The 24127-nt window shown below is 36.4% G+C and carries 23 protein-coding genes; 4 read left to right on the top strand and 19 right to left on the bottom strand.

Annotated features, from left to right (window positions below):
• Positions 1 to 21: 21 nt before the first annotated feature.
• The 8 genes from MKX96_RS03955 to MKX96_RS03920 all read right to left on the bottom strand — a co-directional run bounded on the left by MKX96_RS03955 (position 22) and on the right by MKX96_RS03920 (position 10291).
• On the bottom strand, positions 22 to 2400 hold the full coding sequence (locus MKX96_RS03955) for a polyprenyl synthetase family protein (RefSeq protein WP_340882149.1): 2379 nt from the start codon (positions 2398 to 2400) through the stop codon (positions 22 to 24).
• Positions 2401 to 2624: 224 nt separating this feature from the next.
• Positions 2625 to 3002: an SET domain-containing protein gene (locus MKX96_RS03950; protein ID WP_169360402.1), complete on the bottom strand. Its 378-nt coding sequence runs from the start codon at positions 3000 to 3002 to the stop codon at positions 2625 to 2627.
• Positions 3003 to 3229: 227 nt separating this feature from the next.
• Entirely contained in the window at positions 3230 to 5245 is a 2016-nt protein-coding gene (locus MKX96_RS03945) for a TRAP transporter permease (RefSeq protein WP_340882147.1), read from the bottom strand.
• Positions 5242 to 5709 (bottom strand): DUF1850 domain-containing protein, encoded by a 468-nt coding sequence (locus tag MKX96_RS03940; RefSeq protein WP_340882144.1) that lies wholly within the window; start codon positions 5707 to 5709, stop codon positions 5242 to 5244. The genes MKX96_RS03945 and MKX96_RS03940 overlap by 4 nt, the downstream gene beginning before the upstream one ends.
• A complete protein-coding gene (locus MKX96_RS03935) occupies positions 5699 to 6688 on the bottom strand; it encodes a TAXI family TRAP transporter solute-binding subunit (RefSeq protein WP_340882141.1) in 990 nt (329 codons plus the stop codon). The genes MKX96_RS03940 and MKX96_RS03935 overlap by 11 nt, the downstream gene beginning before the upstream one ends.
• A gap of 346 nt (positions 6689 to 7034) precedes the next feature.
• Positions 7035 to 7889, bottom strand: coding sequence for a DegV family protein (locus MKX96_RS03930; protein WP_340882140.1), 855 nt, complete (start codon positions 7887 to 7889; stop codon positions 7035 to 7037).
• Positions 7890 to 8442: 553 nt separating this feature from the next.
• Positions 8443 to 9549, bottom strand: a complete 1107-nt coding sequence (locus MKX96_RS03925; protein WP_340882138.1) for a TolB family protein — start codon at positions 9547 to 9549, stop codon at positions 8443 to 8445.
• A 400-nt stretch (positions 9550 to 9949) separates the two neighbouring features.
• On the bottom strand, positions 9950 to 10291 hold the full coding sequence (locus MKX96_RS03920) for a MerR family transcriptional regulator (protein ID WP_340882137.1): 342 nt from the start codon (positions 10289 to 10291) through the stop codon (positions 9950 to 9952).
• A gap of 74 nt (positions 10292 to 10365) precedes the next feature.
• Here MKX96_RS03920 and MKX96_RS03915 point away from each other — a divergent pair, with 74 nt between their 5' ends.
• Entirely contained in the window at positions 10366 to 11052 is a 687-nt protein-coding gene (locus tag MKX96_RS03915) for a type 1 glutamine amidotransferase domain-containing protein (RefSeq protein WP_340882135.1), read from the top strand.
• A 214-nt stretch (positions 11053 to 11266) separates the two neighbouring features.
• Positions 11267 to 11896, top strand: coding sequence for a nitroreductase family protein (locus tag MKX96_RS03910; protein WP_340882132.1), 630 nt, complete (start codon positions 11267 to 11269; stop codon positions 11894 to 11896).
• A gap of 381 nt (positions 11897 to 12277) precedes the next feature.
• On the opposite strand, the gene MKX96_RS03905 is transcribed toward MKX96_RS03910, so the two are convergent.
• Positions 12278 to 13147: a helix-turn-helix transcriptional regulator gene (locus MKX96_RS03905; protein WP_340882130.1), complete on the bottom strand. Its 870-nt coding sequence runs from the start codon at positions 13145 to 13147 to the stop codon at positions 12278 to 12280.
• A gap of 78 nt (positions 13148 to 13225) precedes the next feature.
• Here MKX96_RS03905 and MKX96_RS03900 point away from each other — a divergent pair, with 78 nt between their 5' ends.
• A complete protein-coding gene (locus MKX96_RS03900; RefSeq protein ID WP_340882128.1) occupies positions 13226 to 13930 on the top strand; it encodes a DUF4386 domain-containing protein in 705 nt (234 codons plus the stop codon).
• Between the two features lie 61 nt (positions 13931 to 13991).
• Here MKX96_RS03900 and MKX96_RS03895 read toward each other — a convergent pair whose 3' ends face one another.
• The 4 genes from MKX96_RS03895 to MKX96_RS03880 form a co-directional block, all read right to left on the bottom strand.
• Entirely contained in the window at positions 13992 to 14945 is a 954-nt protein-coding gene (locus tag MKX96_RS03895) for an NAD(P)-dependent alcohol dehydrogenase (protein ID WP_340882126.1), read from the bottom strand.
• A gap of 117 nt (positions 14946 to 15062) precedes the next feature.
• The gene (locus MKX96_RS03890; RefSeq protein WP_340882123.1) at positions 15063 to 15821 is read right to left on the bottom strand and encodes an SDR family oxidoreductase; all 759 of its coding nucleotides are present in this window, start codon (positions 15819 to 15821) and stop codon (positions 15063 to 15065) included.
• 607 nt (positions 15822 to 16428) lie between these two features.
• A complete protein-coding gene (locus MKX96_RS03885) occupies positions 16429 to 16995 on the bottom strand; it encodes an NADPH-dependent FMN reductase (RefSeq protein ID WP_340882122.1) in 567 nt (188 codons plus the stop codon).
• A gap of 12 nt (positions 16996 to 17007) precedes the next feature.
• Positions 17008 to 18066, bottom strand: coding sequence for an LLM class flavin-dependent oxidoreductase (locus MKX96_RS03880; RefSeq protein WP_340882121.1), 1059 nt, complete (start codon positions 18064 to 18066; stop codon positions 17008 to 17010).
• Positions 18067 to 18205: 139 nt separating this feature from the next.
• Here MKX96_RS03880 and MKX96_RS03875 point away from each other — a divergent pair, with 139 nt between their 5' ends.
• Positions 18206 to 18553 (top strand): winged helix-turn-helix transcriptional regulator, encoded by a 348-nt coding sequence (locus MKX96_RS03875; RefSeq protein WP_340882120.1) that lies wholly within the window; start codon positions 18206 to 18208, stop codon positions 18551 to 18553.
• A gap of 296 nt (positions 18554 to 18849) precedes the next feature.
• Here MKX96_RS03875 and rlmD read toward each other — a convergent pair whose 3' ends face one another.
• The 6 genes from rlmD to MKX96_RS03850 form a co-directional block, all read right to left on the bottom strand.
• Positions 18850 to 20211, bottom strand: a complete 1362-nt coding sequence (gene rlmD, locus MKX96_RS03870) for a 23S rRNA (uracil(1939)-C(5))-methyltransferase RlmD (protein ID WP_340882118.1) — start codon at positions 20209 to 20211, stop codon at positions 18850 to 18852.
• Between the two features lie 122 nt (positions 20212 to 20333).
• The gene (locus MKX96_RS03865; protein WP_340882117.1) at positions 20334 to 20516 is read right to left on the bottom strand and encodes a hypothetical protein; all 183 of its coding nucleotides are present in this window, start codon (positions 20514 to 20516) and stop codon (positions 20334 to 20336) included.
• A gap of 136 nt (positions 20517 to 20652) precedes the next feature.
• Positions 20653 to 21354, bottom strand: a complete 702-nt coding sequence (locus tag MKX96_RS03860) for a YjjG family noncanonical pyrimidine nucleotidase (protein ID WP_340882116.1) — start codon at positions 21352 to 21354, stop codon at positions 20653 to 20655.
• A gap of 91 nt (positions 21355 to 21445) precedes the next feature.
• The gene (cydS, locus tag MKX96_RS19560) at positions 21446 to 21550 is read right to left on the bottom strand and encodes a cytochrome bd oxidase small subunit CydS (protein WP_445678175.1); all 105 of its coding nucleotides are present in this window, start codon (positions 21548 to 21550) and stop codon (positions 21446 to 21448) included.
• A 14-nt stretch (positions 21551 to 21564) separates the two neighbouring features.
• Positions 21565 to 22590 (bottom strand): cytochrome d ubiquinol oxidase subunit II, encoded by a 1026-nt coding sequence (locus tag MKX96_RS03855; protein ID WP_340882114.1) that lies wholly within the window; start codon positions 22588 to 22590, stop codon positions 21565 to 21567.
• Positions 22587 to 23933 (bottom strand): cytochrome ubiquinol oxidase subunit I, encoded by a 1347-nt coding sequence (locus tag MKX96_RS03850; RefSeq protein WP_340882112.1) that lies wholly within the window; start codon positions 23931 to 23933, stop codon positions 22587 to 22589. The genes MKX96_RS03855 and MKX96_RS03850 overlap by 4 nt, the downstream gene beginning before the upstream one ends.
• Positions 23934 to 24127: the final 194 nt, after the last annotated feature.

Below are 24127 nucleotides of genomic sequence, written 5' to 3'. Positions count from 1 at the left end.
TTTAGACATTGTACAACAATTCTAATGTTCGCGATTGATAAGATAGTTTAAAAAGTGTTTTAAGAAGGTTGTATCTATAGAAACGTTTTGAAGAACATCCATAGCTAGACAGTAGTTCTCCCACATTTCTATAGTGGCACCCTCCTGACCCATAATAGAAACGAACGTCGTGCTATTGTTTTCTGCATCTCTACCTAGCCCTTTTCCGAGTAGCTCTGCATCTCCTTCTACATCAAGCAGGTCATCTTTAATCTGAAAGGCGATGCCAGCATAACGAGCAAATTTCTTTAGAGCAACAATCTCCTGTTCATTTGCTTTGGCTAAAATCGCAGGCATTACCAAGGCGGCTTCAAATCCTATTCCTGTCTTATAAAAACATAAGGTATTTAACTGCTCCCTCGTAAGTGTTCTATTTTTAGAGTCCAAGTCCATCGCCTGACCTTTACACATTTCAGCTATTGTGTGGGAAGAATATTGAATCATCTGTAGCACAGTATTTGCATCAAATTGTTTTAAGTTAGTTTGCTCCTCAATAGCTTTTTGAGTGAGGAAAAGACCTGTCAACTCCGCAACAGCTACATTATAAACTTCATGAAGAGTAGAGCGTCCGCGTCTTATTGGAGCATTATCCTGAGCTGGTAAATCGTCAAATATAAGAGAGGCAGTATGAAGATATTCCAATGATTTTAGTAGTGGAGCAATAGATGCTTCATCTAACTTGTAAATCTTCACTCCCATAAACCACGCTACGATCGGTCTTAGCCTTTTACCATCTCCTTCTAAGCTGTAATTGGTCGCTTCAGTTATAGAGTCTTCGAAATCGGTATTGTTAGAAGAAGTAATAGACAATGTCTCGTTAATTTCATTACGAACAATTTTTATCGTATTAGAGAAATCCTCTCTTTCTTTACTTTCACTCTTTAATACTGTAATCATATGATCTCTTAGTAATTTATCAAAGAAGTCCACATCATCTGCTTTTCGAACCATCTTTTGTAGAAGCTTATTAAAACCTGACGTCCCGAAACGAAAGAGATCCATAATTTCTTTGTATTTACTTTTGCCTACCCGCTTCTTTAACCGTTTAAGTCCATTAATAGCTCGATCTAATATTACTTCTCGTGTTTGTTCGTCGGAATGATAGACATTATGAATTAAATTACTAATAACAGCCCAATACAATTCAAAAGGGTTGATCAGGTCTGGACGTTCTTTATGATACTTTAAATAATACGTATAAGGAGTCACTGCTCCGTCCTTCATATCTTCGAACATATCAGCGAAATCATCTGAGAGCTGATTATAAATACCATAAAAAAATGTACGGTTATCCATCTCTTGATTGTCAGAAGTACTAAGGACTGAACGAACAATTAGCCTTGATGAGGAGGCTTTTAATATAACCGGTATATAAAGCTCCTGATTAGTATAGCTCGAATTCATTAAACTCTTATCACGATCCACTTCCTGCGAATGAAAAAACACATACGCTTGCTCAAAGAATTTTTTCCTTGTCTCAGGTCGCTGATTTTGCTCAATATACTGAAAAGCCTCTCCAAGCTCTTGGTGTATATAAATTATCAACTCTGCATTTTCGCCAAGCCACTCTCCAAGTACAGGCACAATACCCGTAGTGAGTGTTGTTCTTATTAAATTGGCATATTGTTTTTCCTCTTCGTTCGAAAGTATTTTGGCATCTAGCAAATCATCAATAAATGGATAGGTCAATCCATAGGAATAACCCAGTCTGATTGCCTTGTCGAGCCTCTTAGTACGCTCTTCAGGAGATACATCGCTGTCCATCTCTTCAATCTCTTGCATGATAACCCCTGCTATAATTTTAACAAGTTTTCGCTGTGCGTGTTCTGCATCCATACCTTTAGGTATATGGTTAGACACTTGCTTTAGCTTGTTTAATAACCAAATATAAGTTAATTCTACATTCTCATTTTTTGCCATACGATACAACTCGACCGCATTAAACCCTGCTACTTCCGTGTCTTCCCCGCTTGAATTCGTCAGCTTATCCTTTAAGCTACTTACTACATCCGAAATCCTGTCTTGAGTTTCATGAGAATCAAGGGATTTTCCTAAATCACGGAGAAAAATGTATGAAATGCTTCGATTTAAGTAACTGTCTAGCTTACCTCTGTAATTTAAATACTGTATGTAATGGTTAAAATCCTTCGTATCAGCGTTTCCTTTTGTCTTTGTAAAAAGGGATAGGATGGGATTATTAACATGATTAGATTTCCAAATCCTTATATCTTCCGTTAAAAGGGGGATATAGTTTTTTTCCTTAACCTGTATATGAAGCTCATCAAAATATTGGGCGGCTTTCTGATTGGCTTGCCTATAGCATTCATCGGCATTTATTATTGAGTTTAATTGAATATTCATCTGTCACCTTCATTTACATTTTTTATGATTTCCTAGTAATTATAACCTATATTTCATTCTCAGTTTTCATCTAGTTACTTACAATTTATTCTTAAGGTCAATCCGAAATGCCTAATTTTAAGAGGATAAAAAATAAGAAGGCAGCTACCTCTAGGGTTGCTACATTCCTTCCCCCTTTACTTAACAATAAAAAAATCCATCTAGCATAAGCTAGATGAATTTTTCTATTCTTTATTAAACCATAGCTCTTCTTGGTCATCCTCATCACCATTATAATTGATGAAAATCTCTTCTCCGGCTTTAATATCGGTATACGCATAAAAGTCGAAAGTCTCGTTTTTAAAATTAATCTCGTAGGTAGCATTTGGCTCATACGAATGGTTAAAAAGCATTCCATAGCCAAGTAGGATAGCTGACCTACCAATACCATATTCAAAGGCATAATCACCTAGTGTAGTTTTTTCTATATACTTATGTTGCTCGTTTGGATAAGAAATGACCGGTGCCTCATGTAAAAGCTCACCTTTTTTAATATCTTTAGTTGCAAATAATCCTCTGTTAAATTCGCCATCACTTACTTCAGACTTTTTTACTTCAATCATGTAGTTCTCCTATTCACGTTAAAATTTACTTATTAAGGATAACATTAAAAATCGTATCTGGCTCTAATAATGATTAATTATCTTACATTCGTAAATAGCAATCGATATAGGGTACGTCACTTCGGATAGATTAGATGCTCTTGTGGAATGGACGGGATAATATTAATTATGATTAAAAAGGATGCTCTCATCAGTCATAGTAACCTTGAGAGCATCCTTTTATTCCATTATCCTGCTGTAATTACATTAGGCGCTTTCTTACTTCTAAGATGATTAGTAATAAAAATCGCCGCTACAATAATCGTCCCAATTACTGTTGAATATGTCTCTGGGATTATCATACCTAAAGACGCTGCACCTAAAATGATGCGCTCTACGACTTTTAAGTTTGTAGAGAAATACCCCTCAATAGCCGCACTTAGACCTAATATTCCAACAATAGCGATAAAGGACACGAGTAAAATCGAGCCAATCGAGGCCATTGGGAAGTCTACTGCGTTTGTTGCTACATTTGTTGTATCAACCATTAATAATGCTGGCTGGTAAACAAATAGGAACGGTACGATAAAGCCTGCAATCGCTAAACGTACAGAGATAAAGCTTGTACGCATCGCATTTCCTCCTGATAAACCAGCTGCTGCAAATGAAGCTAATGCTACAGGTGGTGTAATGTTCGCGAAAATACCATAGTAGAATACAAATAAATGCGCCACTAAAATTGGTAGGCCGAATTCAGCTAATGCTGGAGCTGCCATTGTTGCAGTAATAATATACGCTGGAATAGACGGTAAGCCCATCCCTAAAATAATAGATGCAATCATTGTTAAGAATAAAGTTAAAAATAATGAACCTGCACCTACTTGAGTGATTGCCGCTGTTAATGTAGAACCAAAGCTTGTTAAGTTCACTACCGCAATGATAATCCCTACAACACCACAGGCAACAATTGTGGAAAGAGACTGGCGTGTACCTTCTTCAAGTGCCGTTAAGATATCCTTTAAGCCCATGCGTGTACTTTTTCTTAGCCACGACACCGCAATTGTTATTAGAATTGTATAGAATGCCGTATTGGCTACAGGAACCCCTGAACCCAGCATCCATACTAAGGCTACTAGCGGAATCATTAAATGTCCGCCCTCTTTTAATACCTCTTTCATACGGGGAAGATCCGGCTTTGGAATACCCTTTAAGTTTGAACGGCCTGCTCTAAAGTGTACCTGTGCTAGAGAGCCTAAAAAGAATAGTAATGCTGGAATCGCTGCTGCCAACGCGATGGTACCATACGATATACCCGTCGTTTCAGCCATGATAAATGCGCTTGCCCCCATTACTGGCGGTAAAATCTGTCCACCAATGGATGAGCTTGCCTCAACTGCACCGGCAAAGTTTTTCTCGTACCCAATTTTTTTCATTAATGGTATCGTAAATGCTCCCGTACCTACTACATTTGCTACGGCAGAACCATTAATACTTCCCATGAATGCACTTGAAATAACTGCTACTTTCGCTGGACCACCTTGTCGATGTCCCGCAAGTGCTAGTGATAAATCATTGAAAAATTGTCCCATCCCTGATTTTCCAAGGAACGCACCAAATAAAATAAACAAGAAAATATATTGAACAGAAGCCCCAATTGCTGTTGAGAATAATCCCTCTGTTTTCGTGTAAATTTGACCAAAAATATCTCCAAAGTCAAACTCACGCGTCATCATAATACGGGGTAAAAACTCTGCATGACTAAAGAACGGATATGCTAAAAATATGAGTGCTAATATCGGTAATATTAAACCTGTCACTCGTCTAGCACCTTCTAGTACCAGTAAGACAGTTAAAATCGACATCACAATATCCATTGTATTTGGAATACCGCCGCGCGTCGTCATAATATTATCGTACTCAACGAATAGATATATAAATGAAGATAAGCTTAGGGCAAAGAATATCCAATCATAAATAGGAATTTTTGTACGATCTTGATTTTTAAATGTCGGGTAAATTAAGAATACTAATCCTAATGCAAACATTAAGTGGATACTGCGCATAATTAGTGTTGGGATTGGATTAAATATCGCATATATATGTAGCAAAGAAAACATAACACCCATAAAGCTTATTATAAATACGATGCTTTTGTTATTAAACTTCCTGACCTTTGCATCACTATCGTATTTTTCAAGTACCTTCTGTATTTCTTCATTTGATATTTCTTCAACGATAGGCTCTTTTGTGCTATTGACGCTCATAAAAATTCCCCTCCTAAGTACTGCCATATGAAGATTTTCTTAACTGAGATTAAGACTGTGTCATAAGTCTCACCATAGTCATATATTTTAATTTCCTTATCAGCGAAGTAAATCGTAGTGTCTACATATTCTGAAATAGTGAGATTTAATTCTTTGTACGGTTGATTGATTTTCATCATAACGTAACCGTCCACTAACTCTACGTCTTCAGCTATAGAGGGAACTCCTGCACCAAAAGTTTTAAACTTTGTGCTAACTAAAAGTAGTTGATCCTGATCAATCTCATAATGTTCTATCCATTCTTCTTTTTCTACGGAATGAATCCACCCTAAGTCGAACTGCGTAGTCTTAGCAAACATAACTTTATCGGAGAATTCAAACACTACAACAGGAAAACGAATGAAAAAAATTGCCAGGAGTATAAGTAAAATCCCTATACTCCCGAACAATTTTTTATTGCTCATCGTAATAACGTTTTGCTCCTGGGTGAAGGTCACCGATAATACCTTCTTGTGCACCTTCTAGTGATATATCTCCAGCAGCTTGGTGAGAGTTTACTAGCTTAGGCAAGCTTTCGAAAAATGTTTTAGTTAATTTATACACATCATCTTCACTTAAATCACTTTTTACAACTAATGCATTTGGTACCGCTGCTGTAAATACTGGCTCTGTATTACTATATACATTGGCAGCGATTTCATAGGAGATGAAATATGGATGCTCTTTTGCAATTTCTTCTACTTTTTCTGGGCTAACTGTAACTAAAACGATGTCAGTTGTTTCAGCTAGTTCCATTACAGAAGCGTTTGGAATACCACTTGTTAAGAATGCAGCATCAATTGTGCCTGCATTTAAACCATCTGCAGCTTCAGCATAGCCTAAGTAATCTACTTTAATATCATCATATGTAATGCCATGACCATTTAAGAGAGTACGTGCGTTTACTTCTACCCCAGAATTTTGATCCCCTACTGCAACACGCTTCCCTTTTAAATCTTCAATTGTTTCAATCCCTGCATCTGCTTTGGCAATAATTTGTACTACGTTTGGATAAAGTGTAGCCATTGTGGAAACGCCTTCAATTGGCTCTTTAAAGCTAACTTCACCGTTGATTGCCTGTGATAAAGCATCACTCATTACATAGGCCATCTCTACTTTTCCTTGTGCCATTAAATTTAAGTTTTCTACAGATGACCCTGTCGTTTGAGTACGAGAATTGACGTCATACTCCGTTGTATAGATGTCAGCTAATGTTGTACCAATAATGTTATATGGACCTGATGCTCCTCCAGTTGCGATTGTTACGATATTAGTAGACAATCCATCATCTGATGAACTTTCCCCTTTGCTACCTCCATTTTCCGTGTCATCCCCACACGCAGCTAAAATTGCTCCTGCAAGTAACAAACTGGATAATAACGATAATTTTTTCTTAGAAATCATTTATTATCTCCCCCTTATAAAATAATTATATATTACAAAAATTGCAAAATAAAGAATTTTAATTATATTCAGTGTATTAGGTTGTTTTTTCTCTCTAAATTTTATTAATAACTAAGTTAATAATAGAGCTCTATAAAGCAGTGTTAGGACATCACTTTCCTAAAAATTAAAAACCCCTCGCTTTCCCCTCAAACAACTAGTTATGGAAAGCTATTCTCACAAGAAATGGGCTAAACAATATTAAAAAAAGACGGTTTAGAGGTGCATTATTACACTACTAAATCGTCTTTTATGTTATCCAAACAATCTTCATAGTAAGTGGAGTCAATGTTCCACTCCTGAGATGTTAGTCTTTTTCTATCCCTGCAATTCCAAATCCTCCAGGTCCAGCATGGGTAGAAATCATGGCACCCGCCTGCATCCATGTTATATTTTTAAAGCCTGCTTCCTTGGCCATTTCATCTATTCGACTCTTAATACTTTCATCGAGTCCGATAGAGTAAATCAGGTATAGCTGTTTTCTATCAATATCGTATTGGTTCAAATAATCTTCCATGAGCTTTTCCGCAACTTTGCTCATATTCCCACGGTATTTTCTAGTTGAAACAAGCTTTCCTTCTTTTAATTCAATGCATGGCTTTATTTTTAGCAAAGACCCTCCAATGTAAGCCATGTTACTTACCCTTCCACCTGATCTAAGAAAGTCTAAGCTTCCAGGGATGAAAGCCAGCTTTGTTTTTGAAACCACAGATTCTACTTTTTCTATGAGGCTAACATGATCCATGTTAGGTTCTTCCTCCAGTAAAGTGGCTGCATATAACACCACTGCGGCTAGTCCCCCTGTTACGTTTAGCGTATCAACCAGGTAAAGATTTTCAAATTCCTCAGCTGCAATTAATGCACTTTGAAAGGACGCAGATGCTTTTGACGTATAGCCAATGTGAATAATGATGCTCTCGGGATAGTTGGTTCTGATTTTTGTAAACAACTCTTGATACTCATGTACATTCGTTGCTGTAGTAGATGGGATTTTTTTTGTGCGGCTATGATAATCGAAGACGTCCTCTACAGGTAACTCTCCATCCAAATAATCTTTCCCATCCATGACCACATGCATCGGTACTACTTGAATCTGATATTTTTCTACCAGGCTCTCCGGTAAATCCGCTCCACTCTCTGTCGACAAGATAATTTTTCTCATAATACATTCCTTTCAACATGCGCAGTCTTTTCTGCGTTCTTGTTTATTTTATTTATCCTAAATATACACTATAAGGGGAAATTATACAGTTAAATAATCAGAAAATTTATACAATCTATCGCTCTATTTTGTCTAGAATTTATCTACGATACTAACCTATACCCTTTTGACGATAAATATAAAAGCAGATTGTCCAGATATGCATTTTAGCACTTCTAGACGATCTGCTTTTTTTGAATCATAAGCTTTTTTATACCATTAAAGTAGAATTGATTTTCGCTCTCGGCGGACGCTTTCCGTGGGGTGAGTGATAAGCCATCACCCATCGCTAACGCGCGTGGATGTGATGTCTTATATTACTCACTCATCCCACAGGAGTCGCCACCTGCCGCTACAATCAATCATTTGTAAATGTTCGTGTTTAATCAGTAAATTCCTATATTTATAACATTGACTCATTATAGAGAATAATAGATCCCCCCTCTAACTTTACAATCATTTTTAATATCAAAATAAGTTTGATGTATAATTCAATACTTTAGTGAAAACTGCACTATTTAATAGAAATGATACTGCTGTTATAAATTCTTTCGTCTAATTCAGTAACGGAAATTTTTTTGCCTGAAGGACTCCATTTGGTTTTCACATTTCCAATGTCTTGAACAATTTGTATGGATTCATCAGATGTTACTTCAAATAGGTATAGCCCACTAACCTCTTCACCGTTTATGACAGAGTTTGACTGATATACAATCATTTGCTGATTCGGAGACCAAGAAGCGCCTGTCACATCAGAACCTTCTGCAATTGTACTTTGTATATTTCCATCAGTATCCGCAATTATTAGCCTTTTCGTATTCCCTGTTATCTGCGTAACAAGTAATTGATTTCCATCAGGAGAAAGTGTGATTCTCTCTGCATTTTCCAATGGAAGTTTCTTTTTTTCTTTGGTCTTTAAATCCATCTTATATACTTGAAAGGAAGGGTTTTCTGTTGTTATATAGTAGATTTTTTCTTGCCTTTTATGAGCATTAAACAATTGCTCCTCTTGAAGCTCGGCAATTTGAGTTACATTCCCTTCCTTATCAGCCATAACTGCACCACCCGCATAGGAAGCACCGATTATATTGTTCTCGTCAGTCCACTCAGCGGTATAGACACTACCAATAATATCCTCGGTAACGGGTGTTTGTTTCCCTTCCTCTAGACTCATCTGATAAAAGGCGATATCTCCAATTGAATTTTCATAATATAAGAGGTGTTTTTTATCCGGAGACAAAGTTGCACCACCGAGAAACATATTTTTTTGGGCCTTGATCGTTTTAAATTCTTTAGTGTCCAAATTGTACGTATATAGACTTCTAGGATAGAACTCTGCATTTTCTAACAAACTCATTTTTTCTAATTCCTGGTTTTCTTTGGCAAGCACGACGGTATGTTCATCTATCCAGTCGGTAATTTCCATACCCTCATACTTTTCAACTTTTTCAACTGAAATCAGTTCTCCTTCACCTTCGTTAGTTTCGTTTCCACTATCAACAATTACTTCACCTGGCTCTTCCTTGTCTGTATTGTTTTCCCCCTGCCCTATACTGCAAGCAGAAAGAGTCAGTGTAACTAAGATGAGCATAGCAAACTTAATGAATTCCAGCTTTTTCATCTGAATCATCTCCCTTCCCTATCTTATGTAAAAACATCAATTAAATCTCGAAAATCCACAATCAAAGCTCTAGTATATGAAATTTGGTTCACAAAAAGAACGTATAACTCCTTTTGGCTTTGTTCTTAAAGTTGTTCGAAGCGGCAACCTATAATTAGACGTTAGCTTTCTTTTCGAATAGGAGTAATTTGAATTACCCAGGTAAGAATCAACCCAAGTCCTATTTACGACCATAACAATCAATTGGATAATTGTTGCCATTATGTGGCATTTAACAAAAGATGTCAATTTATTAACCTACTTTTTAACTTACATGTAGAAGACGGCATACCACTCAAATTCATTTTCAACATACAAAAAAACACCCTGTCACTGACAAGGTGCTTTAAAAATTTCTGACCTATTTATGATAAATAATTTTCTGATCAATTTCACTAATAAAAGTATTTAAGACATCGATTTGCTCTTCTAATTTTTTCTTGTGCTGAATTAATATAGCCTGCGTATTAATCTCTTCCTGTTCTAAACTAAGCTTTGAAATATTTTCTCTTATATCTTCAATTGCCATGCCTAGGCTTCTAAAACATTTAATTAATTTTAAAAGTTCAATGGCTTGTTCATCAAATATTCGATGCCCTTGTTGATTTCTTTTTATTGGTGGAATTAAATTTATTTTTTCATAGTATCGAATTGAACTTGCAGGAATTTCTATGAAGAGGCTCGCTTGTTGAATTGTATACACGAAGTGTCCTCCTTGACTTAAAGTATGGTTTAACCTTTAAGCTTGATAGTATCAAAATTAAAGGAGATTGTATAATGAAAAAGATTTTATTAGTAGTAACGAATACCTCTAAGTACCCCAATTTAGATCGTGCAACAGGATTATGGTTAGGAGAAGCTGTCCACTTTGCAGCTGAAATAGAAAAAGCAGGGTATCAAATTGATTATGTGAGCCCTAAAGGTGGTTATACACCACTTGACCCACACAGCTTGCAAGCTGATCAAATGACCGAATTAGATTGGGAGTATTACACAAATACTGATTTCTTAAATAAACTAAGCACTACTTTGCCTGCTGACTCTATTAACCCAAATGATTACGATGCTATCTATTATGCAGGTGGTCATGGAGTGATGTGGGATTTCGCAGAAGATGAAAACCTACAAAACATTGCAAGTACTATTTATGCTAACGGTGGCGTTGTTTCTGCTGTTTGTCATGGAGTTGTTGGTTTATTAAATATTAAAAATGTTGACGGTGAACTTTTAATTAAAAATACTAAAGTGACTGGTTTTACTAACACAGAAGAAATTGCTGTTGGCCTAGATAAAGTCGTTCCATTTTTAACGGAAGATGAACTTGTTCGTAAAGGGGCTAATTACGTAAAAGATGCTGATTGGTCAGTATTCACGGCAACTGATAATCGTATCGTTACAGGACAAAATCCTGCATCAGGTGGCGCGGTTGCCAAAGAGGTAATTAAATTATTAAAATCACTTTAATCTTTACTTATGTAAATTTCGTTTAAATAACTACTTGCAGAGCTAAAACAAAGTTCTCTCCATTTTTAAATTGATGAGCATAAGCAGATGTTTTAAGGGTGAGATATGTTCACCTCTAAAACATCTGCTCTTTTATATTTAACACGTACAAACAATTAGAGCTAACAAATTAAATTGACAATGATTTAAACTTCAATAGTAGAGGATGGTTAATATGCTACAACAAAAAACAGCTTTAGAAAAATTAATGGATGAACGTAAATCAGTGCGTAAATATGAGCCTAGTGTTACAATTCCTCGCGAAACAATCCAACATATACTAGAGCAAGCAACATCCGCTCCATCATCAAGTAACTTACAGCCTTGGCGCTTTCTTGTTATCGATGATCAGGAACAAAAGAAAGAATTGCGTATTGCTGGTTTTAATCAAGCACAAATTGAAACATCATCAGCGATTATTGCCGTTATAGGCGACAATGAAATGTATAAAAACGCGAAACAAATTAATGATTTAAACGTCGAACTAGGCTATATGCCACGTGATATTGCGGATATGATGATTTCAAATTCTGAATCTGCATATAGTAATTTTTCTGATATTGAACGAACAAACATTGCACATTTAGATGTCGGTTTAATTTCTATGCAAATCGTACTTTTAGCAAAAGACATGGGCTATGAAACAGTAATAATGGGTGGCTTTGATAAAGTAGCTTTCGCTAAAAAATACGAGCTTCCTGCAAACGAATTACCGATGATTTTAATTGCTATCGGAAAAGCTGCAGAACCAGCACGTAATTCATCCCGCTTACCATTCGAACAAATTATACGTTTTTCTAGTTAAGATCGTTTTCAACCTAAAAAAAGCTGTGCTAAAATCCCCTACAACTTGGATTTTTGACACAGCTTTTTTTATTGTACTTTCTATACTAACTCCAACCAAGTAACAACTTCACAATGTGGTGAGTGATGTGGCAACACAATGGTGCTGGTGGGTTTAATTAATTTGGTTCGGTTTCTTTTTAAGTGAATCGAGCCTCTTTATTTTGTCGGAGCGTAGGTTGGTTAACCAGTGTATTTAATCCCTTCATTCAAAAAAAATTAAATGGTCAGGTTCTTACAGCAAGATATGGATAGTGAAACAATTTTCACCGTGATAAATTTAGATCAATGGATTTGGCCAATTCAAACAGAATCATTTAATTATGATTTTCATCAACCCAAATTATAAATTTGAATCAATTGGCAGCTTTTTAATAGGAGTAAATATATGATAGTCCGAATCAAGATGATGAACGCTTCTAAAAACTTGAATAAGTTCAATCTCTGATTGTTCTCTTTCTTGCTTTGAAATTTTTAAAAATCGTGCGAAGTCAGTTTTAAACACATCCCCTACATCAAGAAGGTCACCCGAGTATTGGAACTTAGCACAAAAAATTTGCGGCACATCTACATTGAAGTAGAACGGTTTATCTATTTGTATATCATATGGAATGCCAAATAGAGCATTGAAGCGAGTTGAATTTGGATGGCAATTTGAATAGACCATTAAACAAGGTCCAGATATGGTCTCATCTATTGTTTCTAGGAGCATTTTCGAATGAGCGTGAATCTGTGCTTTGTAATCCTCACATGCCAAGTCAACTTCAAATGCGATGCCCGTCAATCTGATAGCATCAAATTCCGTTAACGTAAAATCGGTTACTACATCACCATTCATGTTTTTTAAAGGGCGTTTAACTACTGAAGGTATGGGTTCTGGAGATATGACGGTATCTTTTTCTTTTAGTAAGCTAGGAGCTAGTTTAAATTGACGTTTAAAAGCACGAGTGAACGAAGATTGTGATCCGAAGTTTAACTGATAGGCAATCTCCGTCAATGATAATCGATCTTCTTGTATTAATGTAACCGCGTTATTTAATCGTCTCGACAAAATGTATTGGTTCAAGGAACAACCCATAATTGCAGAAAAAAGTCTATGAAAATAAAATTTCGACATGTTGAATTTTTTAGATACCAAGTCCACAGACAAAGGTTCCTCAATATGATCTTCAATAAAAGCTAAAGAGGTTTCAATAATTTTATAATGATCCATAAGGCTTCCTTCCCTTCATAGGTTATCCAGAATATAACGTTGCAAATAAGGAGAAATCATTTCAAGGAGGTAAATGTAATGAAAAAGGATAGAGTGAATGGAATATTAATCGGTATATTTTATATCGTGGCAGCAACCAGTGCTGTTATTGCTGTACTATTATATCAGCCGATATTATCAGGAGATTGGTATATGGCTGTGGTGAATGGCTCGAAAACAGCCGTTTTGGTTGGTGTTATTAATGACATTTTGCTTATTTTGACGGCAGTTGGAACCGCAGTTATGTTATTTCCGTATGTACGACTTTGGAATGAACATTCTGCATTAGCATATCTTTGTTTTCGATTTATGGAGGCTGTTTTTATAGCGATTGGCGTAGTGAGTATATTAGGTTTGTTAAGTCTTAGTTCTGATTACGGAACTGGACAATTTGTTAATGAAGGAGCATATCATCACATAGGAAGCGTTCTTCAATCATTTCATGCTTGGACTGCTATATTGGGACCAAACTTGATGCTCGGCTCGAATACATTCTTGTATAGTTACTTATTATATAAAACGGAAATCGTGCCTAAACGGCTAGCGCTATTTGGAATGTTGACGGCTGTTATGGTATTCCTTGCTGGATTGCTCAATATGCTTGATATTATTGAACCATTCTCTACTATAAAGGGACTTATAGCCCTGCCAATCGGCATCTATGAGTTGAGTTTGGCAACCTGGTTAATTATCAAAGGCTTTAATACCGAGAAATTAGAAATATTAAGAGGAAGCAAGAACTAATATAATGCTGAGTGATGCACTAAGAGAAGAATTACTACACTAAACCACCTTTGGAATTACTCTACTCGATTTTAAGAATAATCTTCCCCTTTGTGCGTCCATTTTCCATGTGCCTATGTGCATTTACAATATCAGTTAAGGGAAAGCACTTTTCAATTACCGGTCTTAATCTTCCCATTTCAATAAGGACTCGTAATATGTCCAAATCACTATCATTAGGATTTGCAAGATGAATTTTAGCTTTCTTACTTCCTACGATAGAGCTTATCATCAGCTGAAATGGATGGTATTTGGGATAGAGTGGGTGTTCTGTTATATAAATACCGTTTTCGGTTAGAGAACGCAAACAACTGAAAAAAGTTCTCTTTCCGACAGCATCGAGTATGACATCATATTTTTTTCCGTCGTAAGCGAAATCCTCCTGGATATAATCAATTACATGATGAGCACCTAGACTTTTAACCCATTCAATATTTGACGTACTACAAACTGCGGTTACTTCAGCACCAAAATACACAGCAAGCTGAACAGCAAAATGCCCCACTCCACCCGATGCCCCGTAGATTAAAACCTTATCGCCTACTTTTATCTTCCCTACATCTCGTAATGCTTGTAGAGCGGTCTGTGCAGCACAGGGTATTGCGGCTGCCTCATCAAAGCTAGCGTTATTTGGCATAATGGATAAAACACTTTCTCTTGGACAGACATATTCAGCATGTGATCCGACGCAACTTCCAAAAACATGATCACCAATTTTAAATTTTTTCACATTTTTCCCTACTGCTTCAACGATACCTGCACCGTCTATTCCTAAAATTTGTGTTTTTGGCTTTGTAAGACCATTCTCCATTCTCGTAGGTAAATAACCTTTTCGATATAGCGTGTCATATTTATTAACAGATGCGGAGACCACTTTTATTAATACCCTATCTTCATCTTTGATGAACGGTTTCTCAACATCCATAATTTCCATTACTTCAGGGGAACCATAAGAACTATAAATTGCTGCTTTCAACTGTTTAACCTCCTGTAATTATCAAATCATTCGATATCTTCAATTCCTTTCCCAAAAATTGAGCCCACATTATATGGGGTTTACTTGATACCTAATTAATAAATTCACTCAGCAAATTTAATTCAGTTTATTCCTTAAATGTTCCTCATAAGTAATTATTCCTTTCTTCTGCATAGGATTTGTATTTTTTCCTTCCTTTAAAGAATTGTATAGTTTTCCTGAGAAAGGAATGCTTAAAATATCATTGGTTTCATTGTTAACCTTAATTTTCAACTCCGCCATTTCTCTTAATGTCATTATCTCTGGTCCGCAGAAATCATCTAATTTACCTTGTGGACCTTCATTAACTAAATCGATTAAATATCTAGCAAATTCATTAACATCGACACTTTGAAATTTAACCCTTCCAGGGATTATATATCTTTTAAAGAAAGGTTTTGATAAGAGTAAATTCTCAACAAAGCTATGAAACTGAGTTGCACGAGCAATTGTATAGGGTACAGAACTATTTTTTAATAATTCTTCTGCTTTGTATTTAAGTCTATAATATTGGAAGGGGATTTCCTCAATTCCTACAATTGATGGATAAATAAAAAGTTGTATATGATTCACCTTGCTTAATAATTTTTCTAACCCAGCAACCTCTATGCTTTTAGAATTTTTTATCGGACTAGTTGCTGCGTGAATAATGACATCCACATCTTTTACTGCTTCTTCTAAACCTTCACCTGATAATAAATCACTGTAAACCCATGTGAAGTCTACATCTTCTGGTTTTCTTCTCGAAGTTATTTTTACTTGATAATCTAAAGCTTTTAATTGCTTTGACAAAGCCGACCCTAATTGTCCTGTTGAACCAGTTACAAGTATTCTCAAGTACAACTCTCCCATTCAGATGGATTATCTTCCTATTCTAATATTCACAAGTTGTTACTTTATTCTAATAACCTACCAACTAGTTTAATGCGTAATCCATTCATAAATTCTTTATACCATTATATATATTACCTATATATGTTTTACTTTCCTCCACAATCTGGCCTAATTGTGGAATAAGAAGAAATCTTGCATAACAACACAGAATTTTTAATCAAACCTTACTATAAGTATCTGAACTTTGTTTTAAATGATTATTCTTTTTTTAATGCTACAACTTATTCCAATCGCGCCTGTTGATTTTTAGGTGCTATTTCGATTGCCAAAGATATTAACATTTGGAGGGGATTTTTATGGGTTTAATTATTTTGTATCGATTCTATTTAAGTGGGATCGAGCCTATCTTTCTTCAAGTAACTGACCCGTTAGTGGAGTAAGAAACTTTCCAAAATAAAAGAGACTGCCCCCATTAGGAGCAGCCTTGTTCGATATTTATCAAATTGTCACGAGAAAAGGGATTTAATTGTATCTTCAACTTTCTTTAACATACCTTTTTTATCAAAAACTCCTTATGTGAAATTTTTTTATCTGCGATCTGATTATTCAATTAAAAATCGTATTCTTCTTCCTTAGCTTTACGAATGCTCGTATATGTTTCCGTTAAAACTACTGTATCTTCAACCAACCGATTGATGCGGAATATCACATCGTCATTTATAATTTCTTTGCGATGGAAATCTTTCTCTTCAATGAATACATACGTTTGAACAATCTGTGCTTTCATATAAGATAAAATCGGCTTTAACTGTTGTTCAGCAATTAAGTAGTGCTTTGATGAGCCGGCTGTTACAAGCATACTCACGACTTTATCGCGAAAAGCATTAACCGGCAGTAAATCAAAAATGTTCTTTAATGTAGCTGGAATGGACGCTTGAAAAATAGGCGTCCCAATGATAATCGCATCTGCTTCCATAATCGTTTTTGTAACAAATCCTGTATCACCTTCATATTCCAAGTAATTGCGCCCATCACTAAATTGAACGTTATAGTCAGCTAAATCTATTAATGTAACTTCTGCATCGGGATATTTTTCCGTGATTGATTTTACTGTATAATCCATAGCGGTCCGTGTTTTTGAACCTACAATTGATCCTGATAATCCAACAATCTTCATGTTAGCATCCCCCTACTTCTTCGCTGTATATTTTTTAATTGCTGGTAAAATTTCAGTTCCAATCAACTCGATATTTTTCAATAATCGCTCAAATGGAACTCCACCGAAATCAATCTGTGCAATATAGCGCTGATGTCCAAACACTTCATGTTGATAAAGAATTTTTTCAATAATTTCCTGTGGACTGCCGACATTTATAATACTGTGCGGATCTACACTCTGTGCAAAAAGTTGCTTTGCAAAACCTTGTCCGTTCGTTTTCTTCATTCCTTCATTAATATGGGGATACATTTCTTTTATCGCCTGCTGAGATGTTTCAGCGGCATAGAAAAAGCCTGCTGTTGCTACAGGTAGCTCCGCTGGATTATGGCCACCACGTTCTGCAGCCTCACGATAGGCATCAATTGTTCGCTTAAATACAGAAACCGATCCACCTAAGTGAGCCATAAACATCGGAACACCAGCATACCCTGCTTTCATCGCACTAGCAGGTGTTCCACCAACTGCACGCCAAATAGGCATTTTGCCATTTTTCGGACGTGGAAGCACCTTTGCATTCTTTAATGGAGCACGATATTCTCCACTCCAATTGACAACTTCTTCTTCATTGATTTGACGTAGCAGATCAAATTTTTCCTCAAACAACTCTTCATAATCCCGAAGATTATAGCCTAACAAATCAAACAGCCCTATTCTTGATGCTCGACCAGCAATTATTTCCGCACGGCCCTTGGATATTAAATCAAGCGTTGCAAAGTCTTCATATACACGAACAGGATCTGATGTACTAATAATGGTAGAAGAGCTTGCAATTTTTATGTTTTCTGTTGCCTGAGCAATTGCAGCTAACACAACAGAATGTGCTTGTGTTGTGAAATACTCCTGGTGACTTTCCCCAACACTAAAAAAATCGATACCTGCTTGATCTGCTAGCTTTGCTAAATCAATGATTTCATGAATACGCTGCTCAGCGGAAATACGCTTTCCTGTGTGCGGATTCGGGAGGTGATCCCCTAGTGTATATAGTCCAAACTCTAGACCTTTACTTTGATCAATTCGATAGTTTTCCATATTAGCCAACCTTCCTTTTTATATATAGATACTTTTCCTTTTCAATTGATAATGCTATTATTAATCATAATTGTCATTTTAAAAAGTACGTACTTAAAAGTGGTATAGTATACAAAAAGATACTAAAGGGGCATTGGAAATGAAACTAGAACCAGAATTATGTCGTGTAGAAGATGCTTTAGGTATATTAGTTGGGAAATGGAAACCAATTTTATTATTGTATTTATTGAAGAACGGTACTCAAAGATTCAGCGAGCTAAAACGAAGTGTGCCTGGAATCACCCAAAAGGTGCTGACAAACCAGTTGCGAGAATTAGAAAAAGAAGATATTATTCAACGAGTTGTATATGCACAGGTTCCTCCCAAAGTTGAATATTCGATTACTGAATACGGCAGGAGCTTGGAATCGATTTTAGAAGCTATGCATGAATGGGGAACAAAGCATACTTTGCATAAAATGCAAAAATTGAAAGCAAATAGCCAGTAACCTAAAAAAGCCGACTTTATTAACAGCTTTTTTACTTTATATATATTAATTAGTACGTTTAAAATTTCTTTAAAAGTGTTGTTCAACAATCAGGTATATCTTTTCATACAGATAGTCAATTTAAGCTAGAAATATTTCGCACAACAATCTGGCCCGATTGTTGAACAAAGCTAAATACGATTATTAAATTAAGCTGTCCGTTAGTTCAATAACTTCAAAAAAACAATCTATAATCCTTTTTAGAACAACAAGAAAAAAAGAACGAATTCCATCATTGGGAATTCGTTCTTCTTTCATTATACTAACTCCAACCAAGCGACCGCTTCACAATGTGTCGTCTGAGGAAACATATCTACAGGCTGAATCTCCTGTGTCTTATAGCCGCCGTCTTCTAAGATGCGAAGATCACGCGCTAGAGTTGCTGGATTACAGGAAACGTATACTACACGTTTTGGACGTTGTTCAATGATTGTTGTTAGTAGTGCCTCGTCGCAGCCTTTTCTTGGAGGGTCAACTACTAATACATCTGCTGTTTTGCCTTCCTTATACCAGCGTGGGATAACTTCCTCTGCTGGGCCTGCTTCAAAGTACGTGTTCGTAAAGCCGTTCAACTCAGCGTTTCTTTTTGCATCCTCAATCGCTTGAGGAACAATTTCAACACCAAGTACTTGCTTCGCTTTTTGAGCAAGGAATAATGAAATTGTCCCGATTCCGCAATAGGCATCGATTACCGTCTCCCCACCTGAAAGCTGTGCATAATCTAGTGCCTGCTGATATAACACTTCTGTCTGCTCTGGGTTCACCTGATAGAAGGAACGAGCGGATATTTCAAAGCGTACATCTCCGATTAAATCCTCAATTGTTGGTTTCCCCCACAAAAGGTTTGTTTGGTCTCCAAAGATGACGTTCGTGTTTTTGGAGTTAACATTTTGCATGATGGAGGTAACTTTTGGCTCAACCTCTTTAATAAGCTCAATAATTTCTTCCTTTTTAGAGAGCTTAGGATGCTTCGTCACTAGAACAACCATTACCTCGCCGGTAGCTTTTCCTTTACGCACTACTAAGTGGCGCAGCTGACCTTTTTTTGTATCCTCATTGTAAGGGACTAAATCTAGTTTTAAGGCATTTTCCTTGAATGCTCTCATCAATCGGTCTGCTTCATCGGATTGAATTAGACAAGTCGGTGTGTCTGCAATACGGTGAGATTTTGCCTGATAGAACCCTGCAATCACCTTTCCATCGACTAAGCCAAATGGAATTTGAGATTTGTTACGGTATTCCCATGGGTTGTCCATGCCTTTTACAGGTAACACGGGAGCATCAATCTTACCTAGTCGCTGCATGACATTTCGAACCATCTTTTCCTTCCATTTCAGCTGACCTTCATAATTAATGTGCTGAAGCTGGCAGCCCCCACACTCATAAAAAACCGGACATGGAGCTTCTACTCGAAATGGAGAAGGCTCTACAATATGAAGTAATTTAGCAAAGCCATAGTTTTTTAATGTTTTTACAACACGTACCTCTGCTTTTTCATCAGGAAGACCCCCGTGGATAAACAGTGGGTAGCCATCGACCTTTGCTACTCCTGACCCATCATGTGTCAAATCCTCTATATAAACTGTTAACTGATCATTCTTATTTACTGGTGTGTTCACGTTAAATCTCCGTTCTTGTGTAATGGATATTATTATATCAAATAAAGGCGTCCAATAGTATTAGCTAGCTTATTTTCATTTTCCTGCTTATTTTAGCCACAAAAAAAAGTAAGGAATCTCCCTTACTCGTTTATTTTTAATATTAATGAATCTTCTATGACGGACCACTGCTTGTTAGGTAATATTCTTTTATTTAATCGAGCTACAAACTGTTCTGCCTCTTCATAATCATAAAATACTTTTACCAATTGGCTATTTGAGTTTTTCAAGACTTCTGTAACACCATTCGTGTTACGTGCAATCACAAACATGGTCAACTCCAAGTTATGTCTTTAACAATTATTATTGTTATAAAAACATTATCTCATATATTGGTAATTATGTATACATTTTTTGGAAAATTTTAAAAATTTATTTTATCTAAATGTGAGTTTTTCTAATTTATTTTTCTAATAATTGACCTTTCACAATTCCATTGAGCTGACTCCAATTCTTTATTTCATATGTAGGTAGTATAGCTGTTGTGTTTTCCTTTTGGTTTGGATTAAACCAGCATGTATCTATTCCAAATTGGCTTCCCCCCTGTATATCAGAAGTCAGAGAATCACCAACCATCAATACTTTAGACTTTTCTGTTATTCCTAATTTCTTAAATGTATATTCAAATATAGAAGGCTGTGGCTTTTGATAACCAGCTTCTTCTGAAGTGATGATAGCTTCAAACACATCCTTCAATGGTGAACCTTTGATCCTAGCATGCTGGGCAATTTGAAATCCATTGGTTAATATAGCTAAACGACAGCCAGCCAGACTAGCCAGCATTTCCTCCACCCCAGAGATTAAGTGAATTTCTCTCCCTAGATTTTCTATGTACTTATGACTTACTGCTTCAAGATCTAACTTTAGATTATGTTCTAAAAATAAACGTTTGAATCTCTCTATTTTAAGTAGCTCTAGTGTTGTGGTACCCTTTTCTAATTCATCCCATAAGACCTTACTAATTGCCTTATAGCTGCCTAAGTAATCGTGCAGACCGTTTGGCAGTCCATATTCTAAAAATAAGTGATGGAAGGCATTTCTCTCGGTCATTCCAAAATCGAATAGAGTATCATCCAAATCGAACAATATTACGTCATATTTCATTTATCTCTCCACTCCTCTATATCTATTTTAGCATTTAGCTTTGGTATTAGTCTGCATGAAAAAGGACCTCTCCACCTGAGGTCCTGGACAATTATTCATCTCTTACTGGTCCATCCATGGTAGATACCCAGAAGGCTATAATAATGGAGCCGATCAGTACGATGAAGGGAGCATAAAATATTAGGAATTCCATCATAACGTTCATTCCTCCTAAGCATGATTTTTCTTTTTCCCTTTTACATAGTCTTTATTGAACAGGAATAGCTTTAGTAACAGATATAAGGATGGAATTAGTAAGGCCAATCCTAGTATAAAGGCAATGATTAAGGAGATGGCCATAGCCTCGTTTGTAAAACTATCGTTTATAGTCAAATATGGATAAAGTAAATAAGGTAAATGGGAGAAGCCATATGCAAAAAAGGCGATTAAAAATTGTCCTGCCAAAAGTCCAAAGGCTAGACCATACTTGCTCTTTTTCCAAAGTAACCAAACGGTACCTAAAAACATGAGAAAGGATAAACCAAATGCCCACCAAATATTGAGCATATTATTATAATGCTCCACATTGTGTGAACGTAATTCTACAATTATGCCACCTGCAGTTATAATCGTTGGAAATGACCAAATCAGTGCATACTTTCTCATCAAATGAGTAGCTTTTGCATCCCCAGCCTTATTAGCATACCAAGTTAAGAAAACTGCAGAAATATATAAAACAGATGTCAGACTTAAAGCGACTATGGCCCAGGTTAAAGGACTTTTGAACAAGGTATCATAATTTAAACTTGGAGAGCCGTTGACCAGATCAACGAAACCGCCTTCAGAAATAGTCAGTACGATTGATAAGGAAGCAGGTAGTAACAATCCAGATAAACCATACATAAAGGAATATCCTTTATGGCCCCTTGATCCATACGTTTCAAACGCATAATAGGAGCCTCGAATTCCAAGCAGTATTAATGCTATGCCTACTGGCACGAGAAGAGTAGTTCCATAATAGAAGGCTGTCTTAGGAAAAAAGCCAATAATTCCTACGAAGAAAAATACAAGAAATACATTTGTGACCTCCCAAACAGGTGACAAATAACGCTGAATAATATTACTCAATATATGTTGCTTACCAGTTATCAAGCTATACGCATTAAAGAAGCCAGCACCAAAGTCAATGGAGCCTACCACTACATAACCAAATAGAAAAGTCCATAAAACGGTGAGACCTATAATCTCTAAACTCATGTAATGTCACCGCCTTTGTCCGATTTTCTATCCTCTATTTCCTGTTCAACAGGATTTCTTCGGAACATCCGAGTAAGTACTACAACACTTCCAACTCCAAGAACTAAGTAAAGGCCTGCAAACAGAACTAACATAAAATCTACCTGCCCACTTGTCGTTGCTGCATCCTCCACCCTCATGATTCCTCTTAATATCCATGGCTGTCTTCCTACTTCAGCTAGCCACCAGCCTGCCTCAATTGCAATTACGGCAGCAGGGCCACTTAAAAATAAGAGCCATAGAAATAATTTAGAATTAACGAAGGTCCATTTTAAACGTTTACCTAACCAATAGAATGCTGCTAATGCAGCAAGACCCATGCCGATTGCTACCATGATATTAAAGAGATAATGGATATAAAGAGGAGGCCTTTCATCTTCTGGAAACTGATCGAGCCCAATAACCTCTGCAGTTGGATTAGAATACGCTAGTATGCTCAAAGCATACGGAATCTTAATCGCATATTTCACTTCTCCATCGTCTAATATTCCAAACAAAATGAGAGAGGCGTTTTCCTGCGTTTCAAAATGCCATTCAGCAGCTGCTAGTTTTTCTGGCTGATACTCTGCTAAATATTTTCCGGAAAAGTCTCCTATAATAGCTGTGGCAATCGAAAAGATCAATCCTAGCTTAACGGTTAAGTATAAAGCTTTTTTATGATAAACATGGTTAGACCCCTTTAACAAACGAAATGCAGCAATAGATGCCAATACAAATGCAGATGTCATATACGCCGTTACAACAACATGTGCTACCTTTGTTGGCATAGCAGGGTTAAACATCGCTATCAGCGGATTAATATTGACCAACTCTCCATTTACCATATCAAAGCCCTGTGGAGAATTCATAAACGCATTCACAATCGTAATAAACACGGCAGAAAAGGAAGCACCGACTGCAACGGGAATAAGTAACAACAAATGCTTTTTCTGATTCTCAAAACGATCCCATGTATACAGATAAATGCCTAAAAAAATAGCTTCAAAGAAAAATGCAAAAGTTTCCATAAACAATGGTAGGGCAATTATATTACCAGCTAGCTCCATAAAGTTTGGCCACAATAAGGAAAGCTGCATCCCGATTGCAGTTCCCGTAACAACTCCTACTGCGACCGTAATCACAAATCCTCTAGCCCAACGCCTAGCGAGTAATATGTAATGTTCGTCATTCTTTTTTATACCTACCCACTGAGCAATCATAATCATCAGTGGAACTCCAACACCGATTGTCGCATAAATAATATGAAAAGATAAGGTTAACTCAGTTAAGACACGACTATAGAAAACTGAATCAGCATTTCCCATACTTGACTCTCCTCACCCTCCAAAAATTCTTCCAGCAATAGATAGTATCATAATACCTGCCACTACAAAGGCGAGCCACATTAAGTATCTCTCTTGTCTCTTATACACTAACCATTCCTCCTTTATGATGCCCAGATATATTATTAAATTATTCCCAATATTATTGGATTCATAACCTTTTAGAGAAGAAAGTC

Source organism: Psychrobacillus sp. FSL W7-1493 (assembly GCF_038004905.1).
Taxonomy (GTDB): Bacteria; Bacillota; Bacilli; order Bacillales_A; family Planococcaceae; genus Psychrobacillus.
This window is presented reverse-complemented; position numbering and strand designations above follow the sequence as displayed.